We start from the raw sequence: 19,771 nt of genomic DNA, 5'->3' as shown, positions 1-19,771 counted from the left end.
TAAATGCTTACTTTTTAGCGCGCTCTTCGAGCATCGCTACTGCTGGCAGAACTTTGCCTTCCACGAACTCGAGGAATGCGCCGCCGCCAGTGGAGATGTAGGAGATTTTGTCAGCAATGCCGAACAGGTCGATTGCTGCCAGGGTATCGCCGCCGCCCGCGATGGAGAACGCTTCGCTGTCTGCGATAGCGTTAGCAACGATTTCAGTACCTTTACGGAAGTTCGGGAATTCGAACACGCCAACCGGGCCGTTCCACAGAATGGTTTTCGCATTCTTCAGGATTTCAGCCAGCTGCTGTGCAGAAGCGTCGCCGATATCCAGGATCTGCTCGTCTTCTTTCACATCGCTAACGGATTTCAGTGTCGCCGGCGCAGTTTCAGAGAACTCAGTCGCTACGCGAACATCGGTCGGAACCGGGATGTCGCAAGTGGTCAGCAGACGTTTTGCTTCGTCAACCAGGTCAGCTTCATACAGGGATTTACCGACGTTGTGGCCTTGAGCGGCAACGAAGGTGTTCGCGATACCACCGCCAACGATCAGCTGGTCAGCAATTTTAGACAGGGAATCCAGAACGGTCAGTTTGGTAGAAACTTTAGAGCCACCAACGATAGCCACCATCGGACGAGCCGGTTCTTTCAGCGCTTTGCCCAGCGCGTCCAGCTCAGCAGCCAGCAGAGGACCTGCGCAAGCAACATCAGCGAATTTACCGATACCGTGGGTAGAAGCCTGTGCACGGTGAGCCGTACCGAAAGCGTCCATCACGAATACGTCGCACAGCGCCGCATATTTTTTGGACAGAGCTTCGTCATCTTTCTTCTCGCCTTTGTTGAAGCGAACGTTTTCCAGAACCACCAGCTCACCGGCAGCGACTTCAACGCCGTCCAGGTAATCTTTTACCAGGCGAACCGGAGCAGACAATTTGTCTTTCAGGTAGTTAACAACCGGCAGCAGAGAGAATTCTTCGTTGTACTCGCCTTCGGTAGGACGACCCAGGTGGGAAGTTACCATCACTTTAGCACCCTGCTTCAGGGCCAGTTCGATGGTCGGCAGGGAAGCACGGATACGCGCGTCGCTGGTTACTTTCCCTTCTTTAACTGGTACGTTCAGGTCGGCACGGATAAAAACGCGTTTACCAGCCAGATCCAGATCGGTCATCTTAATTACAGACATGGTGAATCCTCTCGTTGATACTTAAAGTTTTGTCGACGCTCAAGCGTCGAGCCTGAAACCAATAGCAGCCATCGCTAACGTTGTGTCGAGCATACGGTTAGCAAAGCCCCATTCATTATCACACCAGACCAGGGTCTTGATCAGGTGAGCACCACTCACACGCGTTTGCGTACCATCAACGATGGCGCTGTGCGGGTCATGGTTAAAATCTACAGAGACCAACGGTAATTCCGTATAGTCAACTATACCATGAAATGCACCTTGTGCTGCTTTTTGCAGCAACTGGTTGACTTCGCTGGCTTTTACCGGTTTTTTCACCGTCACGCTTAAGTCGATCGCCGTCACATTTATGGTCGGTACACGCACCGCGATCGCTTCAAAACGATCGTTAAATTGCGGAAAAATTCGCGTAATGCCCGCCGCCAGTTTGGTATCAACCGGAATAATTGACTGGCTGGCCGCTCGCGTACGACGCAGGTCAGGATGATAGGCATCAATCACCTGCTGATCGTGCATCGCAGAGTGGATCGTCGTGACGGTACCAGACTCAATGCCGTAAGCATCATCCAGCAATTTAATGACGGGAATTATACAATTCGTGGTGCAGGAGGCGTTGGATACAATTCGGTGCTCAGCGCGCAGCTGATCCTGATTAACGCCAAATACAACCGTTGCGTCGATGTCGGGACTACCAGGATGTGAAAAGAGCACTTTTTTTGCACCAGCGGCAATATGCGCCTCGCCGTGTTCGCGGTTACCGAAGACGCCCGTACAATCCAGCACAACGTCAACACCCAGTTCACGCCATGGCAGCGCGTCGAGCGTTCGCTCATGCAAAATGCGGATCGCGTCATCACCAACGATGAGTTGGTCACGTTCCTGACGAACATCCCAGGCAAAACGCCCATGGCTGGTGTCATATTTCAACAAATGCGCCATGCCTGCAGCATCCGCCAGTTCGTTGATTGCCACCACGGTGATTTCCGCCCGACGCCCGGATTCATACAAAGCACGAACCACGTTGCGTCCGATGCGACCGAAACCATTAATCGCTACGCGTACGGTCATAGGTCTCCTGCAAGGATTTCTCAGAAACGATGTGGCTGACAGAGTAATGCAGCAAATCGCTCAGGGAAACCTTACCTGTCGCAAACTGCGACTAATTGGTTAATTGTCGAACATTTAATCGACTGAAACGCTTCAGCTAGAATAAGCGAAACGCGGAATAAAAGGAATGATTGTCCAGCGACAGAACGCAGTTATCTGACTTACATCACACTTTAACGCCCTTCGTCGCTAAATTTATTCCATATTCCAGAATTGCGAATAACCGTAGCAAGATTATTTCGTTGCTATGTCACAAATCCTGATTTATATCAGAAAGCTCCCTAACCCGCGTCTATATTATCAGCGCTACGTCCGAGTCTCGGAGTCCCTCAACTATGGCTACATTCGCTCCCCAATCATCTGACGCGCGCTTTTTGGCGCTGCGATTATTACCCGGTCAGGAACTCTTTTCTGCGCTACACGCATTTGTCCAACAGCATCAGTTGCAGGCAGCCTGGATAGCGGGTTGCACTGGAAGCCTAACCAACGTTGCCCTGCGCTACGCAGGTCGTGAGGAAACCACATTACTCACCGGCACGTGGGAGATCATCTCTCTGAACGGCACGCTGGAGCTCACTGGTGAGCATCTCCATCTGGCGGTTGCCGACCCGCATGGCGCGATGCTGGGCGGCCACATGATGCCGGGCTGTACCGTGCGCACCACGCTGGAACTGGTGATTGGCGAGCTAACGTCGCTGGCATTTAGCCGACAACCCTGCGCCATCTCCGGTTATGACGAACTGGTTATTTCATCCCGCTAACGTTTCATTTGAATGAGGTCTTCTATGGCGCATCGCCAATTTTCCAGCCAGTCTCTGGTGCTGATTGTCATTGCTATCGCCATCAACATGGTCGGTGGACAGCTTATCAGCATGTTGAAATTACCTATTTTTCTCGACTCCATTGGCACCTTAATCAGCGCAGTGCTACTAGGTCCGGTGGTAGGAATGCTGACCGGATTGCTCACAAACCTGTTATGGGGATTATTGACCGATCCTATCGCCGCCGCCTTTGCTCCTGTGGCGATGGTCATCGGGCTGGTGGCCGGTTGGCTGGCGCGGGCGGGATGGTTTCGCACCTTACCCAAAGTCGTTGTCAGCGGCGTGATCATTACACTGGCCGTCACCCTCGTGGCCGTACCGATTCGTACCACCCTGTTTGGCGGCGTCACCGGCAGTGGTGCCGATCTTTTTGTCGCCTGGATGTACTCGGTCGGTCAGAACCTGGTGGAATCCGTTGCCATCACCGTCATTGGCGCGAATCTGGTCGATAAAATCCTCACGGCGATCATCGTCTGGGTACTGCTACGCCAGCTTCCGTTGCGTACCACGCGTCACTTCCCCACGATGTCTGCTGTGCGCTAAATGCATCCGTTTACCTCGTTAACCCTGTGGGCGCTCGCCGCCTGCTCCACGCTCCTGCTGCCAGTCGGAGCGCCGCTCAGCCTTTACAGCGCGGCGACGTTCATCGGTCTGTTGTGTATGAAGGCCACGCGCCCACGGGCAAAATACGTACTCTGGCTGATGATTCCTTTAGGTCTGGGGCTATGGCTGGTGCACGGCGGTTGGCTTACCGAATGGCTCAGCGGACAACCGCGCACGCCAGAACGTTGGGCCGATGCCGTCACGCTCTGGTCGCGGATCCTGGCCATTGTGTCGACATCACAGATGTGGATGCAGTACGTACCGGTTTCGCGCTTTATACGCGCGCTGTTTGCTTCACGCTTACCACCTGGCATTGCCTATCTGTTTGCAGGCCCGCTGCTGGTCGTCGAGCAGCTCAAACACCAGTTGGCGATTATTCATGAGGCCCAGCGGGCGCGCGGTGTACCGCTGGATGAGTCCTGGCATCAACGTTTACGCGCCATGCCTGCACTGATTGTGCCGCTCACCCATAATGCGCTCAACGATTTGGCCGTACGCGGCGCAGCGCTGGATATGCGCGGATTTCGCCTGCATCGCACTCGTACCACGCTGTGGGCGCCGCCGGACAGCACCTTACAGCGTCTGGCGCGCTACGGCATGGTGGTTCTGATAGTGATTGAGACTGGAGTCTGGATATGGTTACGTTAGAGCAGTTTCGCTATCACCCAACGCATGCTATGCGACCGCCAGCCTGTTTCGATTTCCACTATGCAAAGCCTGGCATGGTAGCCATTTTTGGCGATAACGGTAGTGGGAAAAGTACGCTGGCGCAGCTGATGGCAGGCTGGTACCCCGATTTCCTGCCCGGTGAAATTGAGGGTACAGGAACATTATTGGGTACCCCCATCGGACAGCTGTCGCTCGTCGAGCAATCAAGCACCATTCAGTTGGTGCAGCAATCACCTTACCTGCAGCTTTCCGGCTGTACTTTCAGCGTTGAGGAGGAAGTGGCGTTTGGTCCCGAGAATCTTTGCCTTACCGAGGCTGAAATTGTGCGCCGCATTGACACGGCGCTAACGCTAACGGAATGCCAGCCACTGCGTCATCGTCATCCAGGCACGCTTTCCGGCGGCGAAACCCAGCGGGTGGTGATTGCCAGCGCGCTCGCTATGCAGCCGAAAATATTGATTCTGGATGAAGCATTCAGCCGCCTCACCGCGCAGGCCACGACAATGCTGCTGGAGCGACTGCAACAATGGGCGCAGGAACAGCATGCTTTAGTGGTGCTTTTCGAACGCAATCATTCACCTTTTCTCAGCCACTGCCAGCAGGCGTGGCAACTGCGCGACGGAGTGCTGTCACCACTATGTTAACGCTAAACCAGGTAACCTGGCGCTGGCCAAATGCCGCCGATGACTGCTTGCGCAATATTTCACTTGAACTCCATGAAGGTGAATGGCTGGCGCTGACCGGCGATAATGGCGCCGGTAAATCCACGCTGCTGCGCATTATGGCCGGGCTGCTCTCCCCTTCTTCCGGCTCAGTAACGGTGCAAAACCGTGCGATTGCGCAACTGAAAAACCGGGAGCGCGCCAGGGCGATCGGCGTGCTGTTTCAGGAGGCGGAAAATCAGATCTTCCACAGTAAGGTACGAGATGAAGTGGCCTTTGGATTACGGTTACAAAAGCTTCCTGCAGTAGAAGTTGCGCAACGCACTGCGGCGGCACTGCAATTATGTCAGCTAGAAGAGGTTGCCGACGCACACCCACTGGATCTGCATACCGCGCAACGCCGAATGGTTGCCGTCGCCAGTCTGGAAGCCCTGGCACCTGCGATTCTGCTGCTGGATGAGCCCAGCCGGGATTTTGATGCGCACTGGCTGGGTGTTTTCGAGCACTGGCTGGCGGTGTGCCGTGCGCGTGGCGCAAGCGTTGTGGCGATCAGTCATGACGCTGCGTTTACGCAGCGCCATTTCTCGCGAGTGGTAAGGTTACACAACAAAAATCTCACGCAATCCGATATTCACCATCGACCGTCATCTCCAGCATAAAGTCGGCTGGTCGGCTCCCCTCCAGTACCCGACGAACATTCGGTCCGTCGGTACGCTCATAAAACGCTTCAGCGTCAGCTTGCGATAGTCCGCCAGCCAGTTTACGGCCTACCAGTCGTGTACGAAGCGCATTGGCGGGGGCGCGAATAAACAGCGAGTAATCACAAAATTCAGCTAAAGCCCGCCATCTTTGGTCATCGCGCAATAACCAGTTTCCTTCCACAATGACAATCGGTGCAGTCACTTGTATGGCTTCTTCGACCGGGTCGTGCTTTTGCCGGTCATACTGCGGCCAGGCACCTTCCCCGTCTCTTATTTGCTGCAAATTCCGTGCAAGCTTCTCCACATCAAAGGTTTCCGGCGCCCCTTTGTATGCCCGTAGATTATGGGTGTCCAGCCAGCTATTGTAGTGATGGAAGCCATCCATTGGCAGCGTCTGGATCTCCGGCAGACCGGGTTCCTGACGGGAAAGATATTCCCAGAAGGTGGTCAGCGTCGATTTTCCCGTTCCCGGCGGCGCGCTGAGAAAAACAATCGTTCGTCGCTGCGGATTCGTGGAATGTATTTTGGCCAGTTGCTGTAATATGGGTTTGTGAACGTTCTTTATCTCATCATCAAGGTAATGTGCTTCAACCTGTAGCCCATTCACCGTTAGTTCGATTTTCACGGCGTCAATTCCTTTAAAATCGCCGTCACTGCCAGCGTCATTGCCGTCTTGACCATTGCGCTAAAGCGCACTTCAGACCACGCAGCAAAGTCGGCAAATTTCATCGACTCCAGCGCACCATAGAGTGTCGCATTGCGGGTGATACTGTTCACGTTGCTGACAAAATCCCAGGTAATGTCATCGGCAAAACTGGGAATGTTATCCTGCTCGTTCAGATACTGATAAAACTGAGAAAAATGGGTAATGTCGGCATAAAGCCACTTATCCATTTTACCCAGCGCATAAATCAGACGTAACGCAACGTCGATATCGTCAAGCGGCCCACTCTGGGCGAGTAACGGCTTCACTGCATATTCCACGATCTCTTCATCGTTATTGACGAACAGCGACGGTAGAAAGCGCTTAATGCCCTGGAGCAAAATGTTATGTGCCGTCGTCATAAACGAGAGTAAATTATTTTGAGCATCCAGTTGCTCAAGCACATCGTCTTCTGTCAGCGTCGTCATTCGTTTCTCGATAAATCACCATGAATGCAGAGAGTCTATTATATTACACGTTCGATCCGCGCCGCCGATCAGTAAAGTTTGCGTGCGCACACCATTCGCAACCTGTTGGATCCCTTTAACAAGATCGCCGCCTGTGACCCCCGTCGCGCTGAAAAGGATCTTATTTCCCCCTACCAATTCGTCGAGCGCATAGATACGGTTGACCTCAACGCCCATCTCGGCACAGCGCTGACGTTCCTGTGTCGCAATCAGACGATTATCGGCGTTATCCCCTTTCGCTTCGCAGAAATCGATTAGCTCAGCCTGCATATCGCCCCCCAGCGCTTTAACCGCGCAGGCTGAAATAACGCCTTCAGGTGCCCCGCCGATGGTGTACATCAGGTCATAGGGATTCTCTTGCATACAGGCCAGCACGCTGGCGGCCACATCACCATCGGGCAGCGCAAAGACCTTGACGCCAAGTCGTGTCGCCTCGGCAATCGCCGGTTGAAGACGCGGTTTATCCAGCGTCACCATCCGCAGTCGTTCCAGCGGTTTGCCCAACGCCGCAGCCACATTACGCAGATTATCTGCCAACGGCAGCGCCAGATTAATCGCCCCTTTTGCAAACCGATTAACAACCAGTTTTTTCATATACATATCAGGAGCGTGTAACAAACTACCGCGGGGGGCAAACGCCATGACCGCCAGCGCATTGCTTTGCCCCATCGCCACCATTCGGGTTCCTTCAATGGGATCGACGGCAATATCCACCTCTGGTCCGGCGCCACTTCCCACTTCCTCACCAATCCACAGCATCGGGGCGCGATCAATTTCTCCTTCGCCAATAACGATTCGCCCACGAATGGCAACGCTGTTCAATGCTTCCCGCATTGCCGTCACGGCCAGACCATCAATCTTGTTTTTATCACCGCACCCGGTTTGCGGCCAGGCCGCCAGCGCGGCCTGCTCAGTAATACGAAACAGCGGCCATGCCAACGACATCATATTGCCGCCTCCCCAATATCCACGCCAAATTGCGCCAACAGGTATTTTTCCGCTTCTTCATTCCAGATACCGTGCGTTTTTTCCACCAGCCTTGCCAGCTCTTTGAAAAGTGGGTCCGTTTTCCCTTTCTCAGCAAAATCCGTTATGGCTGTAAGTGGCATCGTCACACCGTTATAAATCAGCTTTTTACCTCCAGGGATCGCAGGCAAATTCAATACCGTGTCCGGTACGGCATCCAGCCCCCCAATATGCGTTACCATAAACGAGGGCTGTAGTTGACCGGTTGCACTGAGCGCAATAGCCTCTTTCATATCATCCGTTGAACCACCGGACGTTCCGACAACGTGAGTGCTGTTATAGTGAACGTTATAAAAATTAAACGGCACTTTGAAGTTGCTGTCAGTCGGGCCGGCAAAGAAGTTCAGACAACCATCTTCCGCGAGGAGATCATCTGCCATTTCAATCACCGCTGGCACAGCCGCATACACAAAGACATCATCAAAACCTGCATCGTCAGTTAACGCGCGCAACATCGCTGTGGGGGAATCCATGCCGGTAGTGTTCACATAGATAAGCTCAATCCCCTTTTCTGCCGCTAACTCAACCGGCAACAGTTTTTTAGCCTGCGTCAGTCGCGCTTCGTCGATATCCACGACCACCACGCGTGACGGCTGAATATTGCCGTTAATGGCATAATCTATAGCGCCAATCCCCATCGGCCCGGCGCAGGCCAGCAACGCAATGCTGCCTCCCGGCTTAATCCCCATACGATGCTCATACACGTAAGGCGTGGTGTGATAGTTCGCGTTATAAGCGCCAATGATGCAACACATCGGCTCCGCCAGGGATGCTGCGGCAAAATAAGAACCGTGGTACGGTAAAACGCAGCCCAGATTAATTGCCACCTCAGGAATAATCATGTAGGTAGCATTGCCACCAAAATATTCATAGCTGTATCCCGCTGAATATCCGCTTGGCAAGCCCATCGCGGGTTGTAAAACAAAACGCTGGCCTTTTTTATATTTTTCCGTCAGGTTTTTCCCAACCTCAATGATGATACCTGCGCACTCATGGCCGGTAATAACCGGATGATTTTCCAGGTCATCCGGAACACGTTTATGATCGCTACCCAATGCAGCCGCTTTCCAGGTTGATAAACAAACGCTATCTGAGATTACACTTACTAGTAATTCATTATCTGTAATTGCAGGAAGTTCAAATTCACGGATACGAATATCCTGCTTGCCATATATGGCAGCGACTTTCGTTTTCATATTCACTCCAAAAAAAGAAGGTTAGTTCGCAGTCATGCGTTTAAATAAATCATCCAGTAGTGGGTCACCAATATAGTTCTTAATCAGCACTAATGGTTTTTCACTTACGCGTTTAACACGACCTTCAAGACTGGCATGGGTGACAATAATATCGGCATCTTGTGGAACGTTTTCGATGGCATAATGCGCCACATTAATATTCAATCCCGCTTTTTCCAGACGTTTACGGAATGTGGTGGCTCCCATAGCGCTGGAACCCATTCCAGCATCACAGACAAAAGCGACACGCTTTATATTTTTATAAGAGAATTTACCTTCCTGCTTCATTGCCTTGACGGTTCTGGCAGATTCAGCGAAGTCATCTTCATTTTCTGTTGCGACATTCTTTTCCATTTTCAGGATTAAAGAAGTGATAACAAAGGTGACAATCGTTCCCGCTGTGACGCCTGCAATAGTCGCGAGGAAAGAACCTTTTGGCGTTAATGCCAGGTAAGCGAATATTGATCCTGGGCTAGGTCCCGCAACCAACCCACCGTCCAGCAGATGGAATATCCACGTCCCGGTCATTCCCCCAGCGATCATGGCAATCAAGGTCAGGGGTTTCATCAGAACATAGGGGAAATACAGTTCATGAATACCCCCCAGGAAGTGGATAATCATGGCCCCTGGCGCAGATTTCTTACTCATCCCTTTACCAAAGATGGCAAAGCCAAGTAGCAAACCCAATCCCGGCCCTGGGTTGGAGGCCACCATGAAAAATATCGATTTTCCCGTTTCTGAAGCTTGTTGCATTCCGAGCGGATAATACACGCCCTGATCGATGGCATTGTTCAGAAAGAGGATTTTCGCAGGCTCGTTAATCACGGATAGCAGCGGCAAATACCCCGCATGAACCAACGCTTCAATACACTCCTTCACAAAATTGTTAGCCACGAGAACCGCCGGGCCAATGACTTCAAACCCCAGCAAGCATAAGAGCATTCCCGCAATACCAAGGGAGAAGTTATTGATAACCATCTCGAAACCTGCAGGAATGCGTTTTTCCAGCAGACGATCGATATGCTTAATCACCCAGCCGCCAAGCGGCCCCATCACCATAGCGCCAAGGAACATCGGGATATCCGCGCCCACAATCACGCCGATAGAACCAATCCCACCCATTACTGCGCCACGTTTCCCTCCCACCAAATGTCCCCCAGTGGAGCCAATCATGACGGGTAGTAAATAGGTAATCATCGGACCGACAATTTTGGCGAAATGCTCGTTCGGCATCCAACCGGTAGGAATAAACAATGCAGTTATAAAACCCCAGGCAATAAAAGCGCCGATGTTGGGAATGACCATCGCAGTCAAAAACCCACCAAAAGCCTGGACTTTGGCACGAGCAGACTTGTTTTCCATAATAATGTCCTGAAAGGAGGCTGTGGATTATGCGTGGGCGATAATATCCGCCAGTTGTTTTTCTGATTTAGCCGTTAATAAAGCGGTTAATGCTTCCTCTTCACATAATAATTCGCTTAAGGCCTGGATAGCGCCAATGTGTGAATCGGCATTCGCTGCCGATAACCCGATTAATAATTTTATACCGTCGTCATCATCGGCAAACTTTACTTCCTGTTTGAGAAGCGTTAACGACATCCCAGTTTTTAACGCCCCACATTCTGGTCGAGCGTGCGGCATCGCAACGCCAGGAGCCAAAATATAATAAGGGCCATTGCTGATTGTTGAATCCTTAATGGCCTGAACATAATCTGAATTAACATAATGGTTAGCCAGCAAGGATAACATAGAAAAATCTATTGCCTCCTGCCAGTTCCTTGCTGAATTTTTTATTGAGATAGATGACTCTGGAAAGTAATCAATTAGCCGCATACATTTTCCTTATTTTATTTTTAGGGTACGAGTTAGCGTTAAAAATAAAATACTCGTGCGGCAAAGCGAAATCAATCGAGGGAGAAAAGCCATGCAGTGCAAACCGCATTTTCATAAACCCTTTAAAAACAAAAAGTTATTTATAGATAAATAAAAAGCAATAGCAATTATGTGACCTGAATTGCATATCCACAACATCACTAAATGTCATCTTTGTGATAAAGATCTACAATTAATCATTGCGAATAAATAAACATATTATTGCTAAAAAAACGGGCCGCCTAAGCGACCCGTTTTCATCTGTAACCGTAATTACAGCAGTTCTTTTGCTTTCGCGACAACGTTGTCGACGGTGAAGCCGAACTCTTCGAACAGCAGCTCTGCCGGAGCAGATTCACCGAAGGTAGTCATACCAACGATAGCGCCGTTCAGACCCACGTATTTGAACCAGTAGTCAGCGATACCCGCTTCCACAGCAACACGTGCAGAGACAGCTTTTGGCAGTACGGACTCACGGTAAGCGGCATCCTGCTTGTCGAATGCGTCGGTGGACGGCATGGAAACCACGCGCGCCTTCACGCCTTCAGCAGTCAGTTTGTCCCACGCAGCCACAGCCAGCTCAACTTCAGAACCAGTCGCGATGAAGATCAGTTCTGGCTGACCAGCGCAATCTTTCAGCACGTAGCCGCCGCGAGCGATGTTCGCCAGCTGCTCTTCGGTACGTTCCTGCTGTGCCAGGTTCTGACGGGAGAGGATCAGGGCGGTCGGGCCATCCTGACGCTCAACACCGTATTTCCACGCCACGGCGGATTCAACCTGGTCACACGGACGCCATGTGCTCATGTTCGGCGTCACGCGCAAAGAAGCCACCTGCTCTACCGGCTGGTGAGTCGGGCCGTCTTCGCCCAGACCGATGGAGTCGTGGGTGTAGACCATCACCTGACGCTGTTTCATCAGCGCAGCCATACGCACCGCGTTACGGGCATATTCTACGAACATCAGGAAGGTAGAGGTGTACGGCAGGAAACCACCGTGCAGGGAGATACCGTTAGCGATAGCGGTCATACCGAATTCACGCACACCGTAATGGATGTAGTTACCAGCGGTATCTTCGTTGATCGCTTTAGAACCAGACCACAGAGTCAGGTTAGAAGGTGCCAGGTCAGCAGAGCCGCCAAGGAATTCCGGCAGCAGAGGACCGAATGCTTCAATCGCGTTCTGAGACGCTTTACGGCTGGCGATCTTGGATGGGTTCGCCTGCAGCTTAGCAATGAACTCGTTCGCTTTCGCGTCGAAATCAGCTGGCATGTCACCTTTCATACGACGGGTGAATTCAGCCGCTTCCTGCGGGAAGGCTTTCGCATATGCTGCGAACTTCTCGTTCCACGCAGCTTCTTTTGCCTGGCCTGCTTCTTTCGCATCCCACTGAGCATAGATTTCAGACGGGATTTCGAACGGCGCGTATTTCCAGCCCAGCTGTTCACGGGTCAGTGCGATTTCAGCATCGCCCAACGGCGCACCGTGAGAGTCGTGAGTACCCGCTTTGTTCGGAGAACCGAAACCGATAATAGTTTTGCACATCAGCAGAGACGGTTTGTCGGTCACTGCGCGCGCTTCTTCAACTGCGCGTTTAATGGCGTCAGCATCGTGACCATCAACGCCACGAACCACGTGCCAGCCGTAAGCTTCGAAACGCTTAGCGGTGTCATCGGTGAACCAGCCTTCAACGTGACCATCGATAGAGATGCCGTTGTCATCGTAGAACGCAACCAGTTTGCCCAGCTTCAGCGTACCGGCCAGAGAACATACCTCGTGAGAGATACCTTCCATCATGCAGCCGTCGCCCATGAAAGCGTAGGTGAAATGGTCAACGATGTCGTGACCTGGGCGGTTAAACTGCGCCGCCAGCGTTTTTTCAGCGATAGCCATACCGACTGCGTTCGCAATACCCTGACCCAGAGGACCGGTCGTGGTTTCAACACCCGCGGTGTAACCCACTTCCGGGTGACCCGGGGTTTTGGAATGCAACTGACGGAAGTTCTGCAGCTCGGACATCGGCAGGTCATAACCGGTGAGGTGCAGCAGGCTATAAATCAGCATGGAGCCGTGGCCGTTAGACAGCACGAAGCGGTCACGGTCAGCCCAGGACGGGTTAGTCGGGTTGTGGTTCAGGAAATCACGCCACAGGACTTCGGCAATGTCAGCCATACCCATCGGGGCACCCGGGTGACCGGATTTGGCTTTCTGTACTGCGTCCATGCTCAGCGCACGAATAGCATTGGCAAGCTCTTTACGTGAGGACATTTTGACTCCAGATCGGATAATGAAGGCCACGCCCTAAACGACTTGACGACAGCGCGTTTTGGGCTACGCCGGAAAAAAGTGCCAACAATGTAACCCAAGCCGCGTGTCATGTACATGGAGCATCCTTTTACCGCTTCAGAAATCTCTGGATCATGCACGCATGTTGCGCAATCTTCTCGCCCGCTTATTGTTCTTTTCTTTATACTTATGCCGAGCGTCGGTTTACCTGCAAACGACGCATTTTTTAGAATAATCCTGACTTTGTGCGGAAGAGAAAAAATGAAAATTCGCGCTTTACTGCTTGCTACGAGCATGGCGACGGCATTGACCGGCTGCCAGAACATGGACTCAAACGGACTGCTTTCCTCTGGCGCAGAGGCTTTTCAGGCCTACAGCCTGAGCGATGCTCAGGTGAAAGCGCTGAGCGATCAGGCCTGTAAGGATATGGACAGCAAAGCTACCATCGCCTCGGCTGGCAGCGAGTATGCAACGCGTCTTGGCAAAATTGCCTCCGCGCTTGGCGATAACATTAACGGCCAGCCGGTGAACTACAAAGTCTATATGGCGAAAGACGTGAATGCCTTTGCCATGGCGAACGGCTGTATCCGCGTATACAGCGGCCTGATGGATATGATGACGGATAACGAAGTCGAAGCGGTGATCGGCCACGAAATGGGCCACGTCGCGTTGGGTCACGTGAAAAAAGGCATGCAGGTTGCGCTGGGCACGAACGCCGTGCGTGCAGCGGCGGCCTCCGCTGGCGGCATTGTCGGCAGCCTGTCGCAGTCGCAATTGGGCGATCTTGGCGAGAAACTGGTGAACTCGCAGTTCTCCCAGCGTCAGGAATCCGAAGCGGATGATTACTCGTATGATTTGTTGCGCAAACGCGGGATCAATCCGTCAGGTTTGGCAACCAGCTTTGAGAAACTGGCAAAACTGGAAGCCGGACGTCAAAGCTCCATGTTTGACGATCACCCAGCATCTGCAGAACGTGCGCAGCATATTCGCGATCGCATGAGCGCAGACGGAATTAAGTAATCTTCAAACAGTGCCGGATGGCGGCGTGAATGCCTTATCCGGCCTACAGATTTCATCCCATTATCGGACGTAATAGGCGAAGTCAGTTTGGGCCCGGCCAGCGCACAGCCACCGGAGCGTACACGTAGTACGTGAGGATGGCGAGCACTGCCCGGACCCAAAATGACGAGTAAAATAGTCCGACTATTATTCGCCTTTCTTCGCCGCCTGGATATACAGCATTTCTAACGCTAACGTCGCCGCCGCCAGTGCGGTGATCTCAGACTGATCGTAAGCCGGCGCCACTTCCACCACGTCCATCCCGACGATGTTCAGATCTTTCAGACCCCGTACCAGCTTGATCGCGCGATCGGAGGTCAGGCCGCCGATCACCGGCGTGCCGGTCCCTGGCGCAAACGCAGGATCCAGGCAGTCGATATCAAAGGTCAGGTACACCGGCATATCGCCGACGATCTGCTTAACCTGGGCGATGATGTCGTCCACGCTGCGATCGTTCACCTGGCAGGCGTCCAGCACGGTGAAACCATTGTCTTTGTCGAACTCGGTACGGATACCAATCTGCACCGAGTGGTTCGGGTCGATCAGCCCTTCGCTCGGCGCAGTATAGAACATGGTGCCGTGGTCGAATTCGCAACCGTTAGCGTAGGTATCAGTGTGGGCATCGAAATGCACCAACGCCATTTTACCAAAGTGCTTAGCGTGCGCGCGCAGCAGCGGCAACGTGACGAAGTGGTCGCCACCAAAGGAGAGCATGCGCTTACCCGCAGAAAGGAGTTTCTCTGCGTGTGCCTGCAGTTTCTCACTCATTTCACGGGCATCACCGAAAGCATAGACCAGATCGCCGCAGTCCACGACGTTCAGGCGCTCGCGCATATCGAAGTTCCACGGGAAGCGGTTATGCTCCCACGCCAGGTTAGTGGATACCTGACGGATCGCCGCCGGACCATGACGGCCGCCAGCACGACCGGAAGTCGCCATATCAAACGGCACGCCAGTAATCACCCAATCGGCGTCGCTGTCGTATGGCATGAAATTCATCGGCAGACGCAAAAAACCAAAGGCGTTAGAAACCAGGGAGTTGTCGTATTGATGACCTAAGGTGCTCATGTACTGACCTCTTTAAAAATCGATGAAAAAAAATCCCCTCCGCGTCGTTAAGCCCGACGAGGAAGGGATTGATTTACGTGACTACTTGTTTTGGCGAATTATCGCCGTTAATTTGTACGGATTCAAGCGAACCCGCACAGCTTTACTCGTCTTCCAGATAGGTGTATCCGTACAGACCCGCTTCAAATTCTTCGAGGAACTGTTGTTGCAGCTCGGCGTCCAGATCGGTGTTTTTCACCTGATCACGGAACTGCGTCAGCAGCGTTTTCGGATCCAACTGCACGTACTGCAGCATATCCGCCACAGTATCACCTTCGTCAGACAGCTCAACTTCCACGCTGCCGTCAGGGAAAACAAACACGTCGACTGCTTCGGTATCGCCGAACAGGTTGTGCATGTTGCCGAGGATCTCCTGATACGCGCCAACCATAAAGAAGCCCAGCATCGGCGGGTTCTCCGGGTCGTATTCCGGCATCGGCATAGTGGTGGCAATACCATCCCCGTCAACGTAATGGTCGATAGCGCCATCAGAGTCACAGGTAATATCCAGCAGCACCGCGCGGCGCTCAGGCGCCTGGTTCAGCCCTTCCAGCGGCAGCACCGGGAACAGTTGATCGATCCCCCACGCATCCGGCATTGACTGGAACAGTGAGAAGTTGACGTAAATCTTATCCGCCATCCGCTCCTGCAGCTCGTCGATAATCGGGCGGTGCGCGCGGTTGCTCGGATCGAGTTGTTTTTGCACATTATGGCACATGTTCAGATAGAGCTGCTCCGCCCACGCGCGTTCCTGCAGACTAAAGGTGCCAGAGGAGTATCCAACGTGAATATCGTGCAGGTCCATCTGGCTGTCGTGCAGCCATTCACGCAGCGAACGGCGCGTGCCCGGCTCGTGCATCTCTTGCCAGGTTTCCCACATGCTTTGCAGGGAGCGCGGCGCGTTGTCTGCCGGAGGCGTCGCTTCGGTAATTTCGCTACGCTCAACGCCAATGATATTGGAAACCAGCACGGTATGGTGCGCGGTAACGGCACGACCCGATTCAGTGATCACCGTTGGGTGCGGCAGACCATGTTCTTCACAAGCGTCGCCAATCGCCCAGATAATGTTGTTGGCGTATTCGTTCAGGCCGTAGTTTACGGAGCAGTCGGATTGCGAACGGGTACCTTCATAGTCCACGCCCAGGCCGCCGCCCACGTCGAAGCACTGAATATTCACGCCCAGCTTGTGCAGCTCGACGTAGAAACGGGCCGACTCACGCACACCGGTGGCGATATCGCGAATGTTCGCCATCTGCGAGCCGAGGTGAAAGTGCAGCAGTTGAATGCTGTCCAGACGGCCGCGCTCGCGCAGAATTTCTACCAGTTGCAGTACCTGGTTTGCCGCCAGGCCGAATTTGGATTTTTCACCACCGGAGGACTGCCACTTGCCGGAACCCTGCGACGCCAGACGCGCACGCACGCCCAGACGCGGAACGACATTCAGGCGTTCAGCTTCATCCAGCACAATGGCGATTTCAGACATCTTCTCGATAACCAGATAGACCTTATGGCCCATCTTCTCGCCAATCAGCGCCAGACGGATGTATTCACGGTCTTTATAGCCGTTACAGACGATCACGCTACGGGTCATTCCGGCATGGGCCAGAACGGCCATCAGTTCAGCCTTGGAACCCGCTTCCAGTCCCAGCGGTTCGCCGGAGTGAATCAGTGATTCAATCACGCGACGGTGTTGGTTAACCTTGATCGGGTAAACGAGGAAATAATCACCGTTGTAGCCGTAGGATTCGCGGGCGCGTTTGAACGCGGCGTTAATCGAACGCAGTCGGTGTTGCAGGATCTGCGGGAAGCAGAACAATGCAGGCAGACGCTGGCCCTGCGCTTCACGGGCTTTCACCAACTCAGCAAGGTCAACGCGCGCTTCTGGCACGTCCGGATCCGGGCACACGCTGATATGACCCAGTTCATTGACGTCATAGTAGTTATTACCCCACCAGGCAATATTGTAAGTACGCAGCATCTTGCTGGCTTCCTCGGAACTCATTGCAACCTCCTGCATGGAGCGTAGTACACCGTGTTCGCCTGCTGACGAAGGCGAACCCAAAGAAATGTCGTCAGACATAGCGAACCTCAAATTTTATTAACAAGTGTAAAACAGTTGACTACTATCGCAATCCAAAGACGCGATAACAACCCAAATACAGGCAGAATTTCCAGCAGATAGTGCTGACGCTCCGACTGTGCGACCGGTTTCTTTTTCATATCATTGTAAACACGTAACCGAACGTACTGCTGACGGTTCGGCGAAACCACGAGAAAACTCTTGTTTACCAAGAGCGCCCTTGTTCAGTTCTTAGTGACCGTTACCGGCTCTTGAGTCCTGAGATACGCCGAGATGGGTATACACTTCATCCTTCATGCAGCCTCTTTGTTGGCTACGCTCATTCGCCCCAGTCACGTACTACTCGTACGTTCAGGGGACTCATTCACTTGCCGCCTCGACGCAACATGAATGATTTTGTGTATATAACATCGACAGGTATGCAAAGCAGAGATGCAGATTGCGGGGGACATATGTACACCAGAACGGTGCGACAGATTCAGCAGAATACAACGGTTCATTATCTCGTATCACCTCCACGGTTGCTCCTTACGGAACGAACCCACAAGCCAAAGCTAAAGTTTTAACCCGGCTGGAAGTGGCAACACGATGAAAATGTCGTGTGCTTTTTGTATGAGCCGCGCGCCGCGTTTTATACCGATAAGAAAGTCAAAAAGCAAAAGATAAATACGCACATTGCCAGCACCGTCAGGAAAAATTTCCAGTTACATTTTCAGTACAATGAGACCTTACTCAAAAAAAGCTGGAAATCAGGCGAAGAACTGTCCTAAAATAGCCGTCCAGATGTTAATCCATCTATACCGATTAACACTCAGACTGCCAGTGTCCGTCATCTGCAGACTCATGGTAGAATCTTCTACACATGGCTATCCCACTCGACAGTTTGAGCTAACCAAATTCTCCTTAGGTGAAATTAAATATGGCAAAACACCTTTTTACGTCCGAGTCCGTATCAGAAGGGCATCCTGACAAAATCGCTGACCAAATCTCTGATGCCGTGCTGGATGCAATCCTGGAACAGGATCCGAAAGCACGCGTTGCCTGCGAAACCTACGTCAAAACCGGTATGGTTTTAGTTGGCGGTGAGATCACCACCAGCGCATGGGTCGATATCGAAGAGATCACCCGTAACACGGTGCGCGAAATTGGCTATGTGCATTCCGACATGGGTTTTGACGCCAACTCTTGTGCGGTACTGAGCGCAATTGGTAAACAGTCTCCGGACATCAACCAGGGCGTTGACCGTGCCGATCCGCTGGAACAGGGCGCGGGCGACCAGGGCCTGATGTTTGGCTACGCCACCAACGAAACCGACGTGCTGATGCCAGCGCCAATTACCTATGCTCACCGTCTGGTGCAGCGTCAGGCTGAAGTGCGTAAAAACGGCACCTTATCCTGGCTGCGTCCGGATGCAAAAAGCCAGGTCACCTTCCAGTATGACGACGGCAAAATCGTCGGTATTGATGCGGTTGTTCTGTCAACTCAGCACTCTGAAGATATCGACCAGAAATCGCTGCAAGAAGCCGTTATGGAAGAAATCATCAAACCGGTGCTGCCGACTGAATGGCTGAATGCTTCTACCAAATTCTTCATCAACCCAACCGGTCGTTTCGTTATCGGCGGCCCAATGGGCGATTGCGGTCTGACGGGTCGTAAGATTATCGTTGATACCTACGGCGGCATGGCTCGTCACGGTGGCGGCGCATTCTCTGGTAAGGATCCGTCTAAAGTTGACCGTTCCGCAGCCTATGCGGCGCGCTACGTCGCGAAAAACATCGTTGCCGCTGGTCTGGCCGACCGTTGTGAGATTCAGGTTTCCTACGCCATCGGCGTGGCTGAACCGACCTCTATCATGGTTGAAACGTTCGGTACCGAAAAAGTGCCTTCAGAACAGCTGACCCTGCTGGTGCGTGAGTTCTTTGACCTGCGCCCATATGGTCTGATTCAGATGCTGGATCTGTTGCACCCAATCTACAAAGAAACCGCAGCCTATGGTCACTTTGGTCGCGAGCATTTCCCTTGGGAAAAAACCGACAAAGCGCAACTGCTGCGTGACGCTGCCGGGCTGAAGTAATTCACCCACGACTGAACGCGTATACTTCCTAAGACCAGCCCCGGCTGGTCTTTTTTTATGCACATTTTCTTTCTACCTACCATTACCAGAACAGCCTCGCAATCCTCTTTTCGAACGAAAATGAAAGCGAT

General features: G+C 52.6%; 19 protein-coding genes and 1 pseudogene. 7 read left to right on the top strand and 13 right to left on the bottom strand.

All coding sequences use genetic code 11. The features are described from left to right. Positions 1 to 7 precede the first annotated feature (7 nt). Both pgk and epd read right to left on the bottom strand, forming a co-directional pair. Positions 8 to 1,171 (bottom strand): phosphoglycerate kinase, encoded by a 1,164-nt coding sequence (pgk, locus tag FDW96_RS04855; RefSeq protein WP_006686863.1) that lies wholly within the window; start codon positions 1,169 to 1,171, stop codon positions 8 to 10. A 39-nt stretch (positions 1,172 to 1,210) separates the two neighbouring features. Next, complete coding sequence (gene epd / locus FDW96_RS04850) at positions 1,211 to 2,239, bottom strand: erythrose-4-phosphate dehydrogenase (RefSeq protein ID WP_038633548.1); 1,029 nt, start codon at positions 2,237 to 2,239, stop codon at positions 1,211 to 1,213. 374 nt (positions 2,240 to 2,613) lie between these two features. On the opposite strand from epd, the gene FDW96_RS04845 reads away from it, so the two are divergent. The 5 genes from FDW96_RS04845 to FDW96_RS04825 are packed head-to-tail and all read left to right on the top strand — an operon-like array spanning position 2,614 to position 5,692. Continuing rightward, a complete protein-coding gene (locus tag FDW96_RS04845) occupies positions 2,614 to 3,039 on the top strand; it encodes a PPC domain-containing DNA-binding protein (protein ID WP_042310910.1) in 426 nt (141 codons plus the stop codon). Between the two features lie 24 nt (positions 3,040 to 3,063). Beyond that, positions 3,064 to 3,642 (top strand): ECF transporter S component, encoded by a 579-nt coding sequence (locus tag FDW96_RS04840; RefSeq protein WP_042310912.1) that lies wholly within the window; start codon positions 3,064 to 3,066, stop codon positions 3,640 to 3,642. Then, positions 3,643 to 4,350 carry an energy-coupling factor transporter transmembrane component T gene (locus FDW96_RS04835; protein ID WP_042310914.1) on the top strand — a complete coding sequence of 236 codons (708 nt, stop codon included), beginning with the start codon at positions 3,643 to 3,645 and terminating at the stop codon, positions 4,348 to 4,350. Continuing rightward, positions 4,338 to 5,015 (top strand): ABC transporter ATP-binding protein, encoded by a 678-nt coding sequence (locus FDW96_RS04830; RefSeq protein ID WP_137365281.1) that lies wholly within the window; start codon positions 4,338 to 4,340, stop codon positions 5,013 to 5,015. Before FDW96_RS04835 ends, FDW96_RS04830 begins: the two co-directional genes overlap by 13 nt. Further along, the gene (locus tag FDW96_RS04825; protein WP_061382431.1) at positions 5,009 to 5,692 is read left to right on the top strand and encodes an ABC transporter ATP-binding protein; all 684 of its coding nucleotides are present in this window, start codon (positions 5,009 to 5,011) and stop codon (positions 5,690 to 5,692) included. Before FDW96_RS04830 ends, FDW96_RS04825 begins: the two co-directional genes overlap by 7 nt. On the opposite strand, the gene FDW96_RS04820 is transcribed toward FDW96_RS04825, so the two are convergent. The 7 genes from FDW96_RS04820 to tkt form a co-directional block, all read right to left on the bottom strand. Next, the gene (locus FDW96_RS04820; RefSeq protein ID WP_061382432.1) at positions 5,649 to 6,359 is read right to left on the bottom strand and encodes a nucleoside/nucleotide kinase family protein; all 711 of its coding nucleotides are present in this window, start codon (positions 6,357 to 6,359) and stop codon (positions 5,649 to 5,651) included. The genes FDW96_RS04825 and FDW96_RS04820 overlap by 44 nt on opposite strands. Further along, positions 6,356 to 6,865 carry an MltR family transcriptional regulator gene (locus FDW96_RS04815; protein ID WP_038633553.1) on the bottom strand — a complete coding sequence of 170 codons (510 nt, stop codon included), beginning with the start codon at positions 6,863 to 6,865 and terminating at the stop codon, positions 6,356 to 6,358. The genes FDW96_RS04820 and FDW96_RS04815 overlap by 4 nt, the downstream gene beginning before the upstream one ends. Before the next feature lie 15 nt (positions 6,866 to 6,880). Further along, entirely contained in the window at positions 6,881 to 7,852 is a 972-nt protein-coding gene (gene glpX / locus FDW96_RS04810; RefSeq protein WP_042310921.1) for a class II fructose-bisphosphatase, read from the bottom strand. Further along, a complete protein-coding gene (locus FDW96_RS04805) occupies positions 7,849 to 9,126 on the bottom strand; it encodes a zinc-binding dehydrogenase (protein ID WP_137349419.1) in 1,278 nt (425 codons plus the stop codon). Before FDW96_RS04805 ends, glpX begins: the two co-directional genes overlap by 4 nt. A 21-nt stretch (positions 9,127 to 9,147) precedes the next feature. After that, positions 9,148 to 10,527 (bottom strand): PTS mannitol transporter subunit IICB, encoded by a 1,380-nt coding sequence (locus FDW96_RS04800; protein WP_042310926.1) that lies wholly within the window; start codon positions 10,525 to 10,527, stop codon positions 9,148 to 9,150. Positions 10,528 to 10,554: 27 nt separating this feature from the next. Then, positions 10,555 to 10,998: a PTS mannitol transporter subunit IIA gene (gene cmtB / locus FDW96_RS04795; RefSeq protein WP_137365280.1), complete on the bottom strand. Its 444-nt coding sequence runs from the start codon at positions 10,996 to 10,998 to the stop codon at positions 10,555 to 10,557. A gap of 312 nt (positions 10,999 to 11,310) precedes the next feature. Further along, a complete protein-coding gene (tkt, locus tag FDW96_RS04790; RefSeq protein WP_137360718.1) occupies positions 11,311 to 13,302 on the bottom strand; it encodes a transketolase in 1,992 nt (663 codons plus the stop codon). Positions 13,303 to 13,581: 279 nt separating this feature from the next. On the opposite strand from tkt, the gene FDW96_RS04780 reads away from it, so the two are divergent. Further along, positions 13,582 to 14,340 carry a M48 family metallopeptidase gene (locus FDW96_RS04780; RefSeq protein WP_137365279.1) on the top strand — a complete coding sequence of 253 codons (759 nt, stop codon included), beginning with the start codon at positions 13,582 to 13,584 and terminating at the stop codon, positions 14,338 to 14,340. Positions 14,341 to 14,526: 186 nt separating this feature from the next. On the opposite strand, the gene speB is transcribed toward FDW96_RS04780, so the two are convergent. The 4 genes and pseudogenes from speB to FDW96_RS25550 form a co-directional block, all read right to left on the bottom strand. Then, positions 14,527 to 15,447 (bottom strand): agmatinase, encoded by a 921-nt coding sequence (gene speB, locus FDW96_RS04775; protein WP_137365278.1) that lies wholly within the window; start codon positions 15,445 to 15,447, stop codon positions 14,527 to 14,529. Positions 15,448 to 15,589: 142 nt separating this feature from the next. Continuing rightward, on the bottom strand, positions 15,590 to 17,566 hold the full coding sequence (gene speA / locus FDW96_RS04770) for a biosynthetic arginine decarboxylase (protein ID WP_072014782.1): 1,977 nt from the start codon (positions 17,564 to 17,566) through the stop codon (positions 15,590 to 15,592). Between the two features lie 8 nt (positions 17,567 to 17,574). Next, on the bottom strand, positions 17,575 to 17,706 hold the full coding sequence (yqgB, locus tag FDW96_RS04765; protein ID WP_064507034.1) for an acid stress response protein YqgB: 132 nt from the start codon (positions 17,704 to 17,706) through the stop codon (positions 17,575 to 17,577). 258 nt (positions 17,707 to 17,964) lie between these two features. After that, positions 17,965 to 18,066 (bottom strand): annotated as a pseudogene (locus FDW96_RS25550) (hypothetical protein); the annotation flags it as partial. A 419-nt stretch (positions 18,067 to 18,485) separates the two neighbouring features. On the opposite strand from FDW96_RS25550, the gene metK reads away from it, so the two are divergent. Beyond that, positions 18,486 to 19,640, top strand: a complete 1,155-nt coding sequence (gene metK, locus FDW96_RS04760; RefSeq protein WP_006686850.1) for a methionine adenosyltransferase — start codon at positions 18,486 to 18,488, stop codon at positions 19,638 to 19,640. The last annotated feature ends 131 nt before the right edge of the window (positions 19,641 to 19,771 follow it).

It is taken from the genome of Citrobacter sp. TBCS-15 (assembly GCF_005280815.1).
In the GTDB taxonomy this organism is placed as follows: domain Bacteria; phylum Pseudomonadota; class Gammaproteobacteria; order Enterobacterales; family Enterobacteriaceae; genus Citrobacter; species Citrobacter werkmanii.
Note: the sequence above shows the minus strand (reverse complement) of the source record. Positions and strands in the feature narration are given on the sequence as shown.

What these genes read in the sequence shown, in the direction of transcription:
- pgk (WP_006686863.1), bottom strand. Translation starts at nt 1,171, where the DNA reads ATGTCTGTAATTAAGATGACCGATCTGGATCTGGCTGGTAAACGCGTT.
- epd (WP_038633548.1), bottom strand. Translation starts at nt 2,239, where the DNA reads ATGACCGTACGCGTAGCGATTAATGGTTTCGGTCGCATCGGACGCAAC.
- FDW96_RS04845 (WP_042310910.1), top strand. Translation starts at nt 2,614, where the DNA reads ATGGCTACATTCGCTCCCCAATCATCTGACGCGCGCTTTTTGGCGCTG.
- FDW96_RS04840 (WP_042310912.1), top strand. Translation starts at nt 3,064, where the DNA reads ATGGCGCATCGCCAATTTTCCAGCCAGTCTCTGGTGCTGATTGTCATT.
- FDW96_RS04835 (WP_042310914.1), top strand. Translation starts at nt 3,643, where the DNA reads ATGCATCCGTTTACCTCGTTAACCCTGTGGGCGCTCGCCGCCTGCTCC.
- FDW96_RS04830 (WP_137365281.1), top strand. Translation starts at nt 4,338, where the DNA reads ATGGTTACGTTAGAGCAGTTTCGCTATCACCCAACGCATGCTATGCGA.
- FDW96_RS04825 (WP_061382431.1), top strand. Translation starts at nt 5,009, where the DNA reads ATGTTAACGCTAAACCAGGTAACCTGGCGCTGGCCAAATGCCGCCGAT.
- FDW96_RS04815 (WP_038633553.1), bottom strand. Translation starts at nt 6,865, where the DNA reads ATGACGACGCTGACAGAAGACGATGTGCTTGAGCAACTGGATGCTCAA.
- glpX (WP_042310921.1), bottom strand. Translation starts at nt 7,852, where the DNA reads ATGATGTCGTTGGCATGGCCGCTGTTTCGTATTACTGAGCAGGCCGCG.
- FDW96_RS04805 (WP_137349419.1), bottom strand. Translation starts at nt 9,126, where the DNA reads ATGAAAACGAAAGTCGCTGCCATATATGGCAAGCAGGATATTCGTATC.
- FDW96_RS04800 (WP_042310926.1), bottom strand. Translation starts at nt 10,527, where the DNA reads ATGGAAAACAAGTCTGCTCGTGCCAAAGTCCAGGCTTTTGGTGGGTTT.
- cmtB (WP_137365280.1), bottom strand. Translation starts at nt 10,998, where the DNA reads ATGCGGCTAATTGATTACTTTCCAGAGTCATCTATCTCAATAAAAAAT.
- tkt (WP_137360718.1), bottom strand. Translation starts at nt 13,302, where the DNA reads ATGTCCTCACGTAAAGAGCTTGCCAATGCTATTCGTGCGCTGAGCATG.
- FDW96_RS04780 (WP_137365279.1), top strand. Translation starts at nt 13,582, where the DNA reads ATGAAAATTCGCGCTTTACTGCTTGCTACGAGCATGGCGACGGCATTG.
- speB (WP_137365278.1), bottom strand. Translation starts at nt 15,447, where the DNA reads ATGAGCACCTTAGGTCATCAATACGACAACTCCCTGGTTTCTAACGCC.
- speA (WP_072014782.1), bottom strand. Translation starts at nt 17,566, where the DNA reads ATGTCTGACGACATTTCTTTGGGTTCGCCTTCGTCAGCAGGCGAACAC.
- yqgB (WP_064507034.1), bottom strand. Translation starts at nt 17,706, where the DNA reads ATGAAAAAGAAACCGGTCGCACAGTCGGAGCGTCAGCACTATCTGCTG.
- metK (WP_006686850.1), top strand. Translation starts at nt 18,486, where the DNA reads ATGGCAAAACACCTTTTTACGTCCGAGTCCGTATCAGAAGGGCATCCT.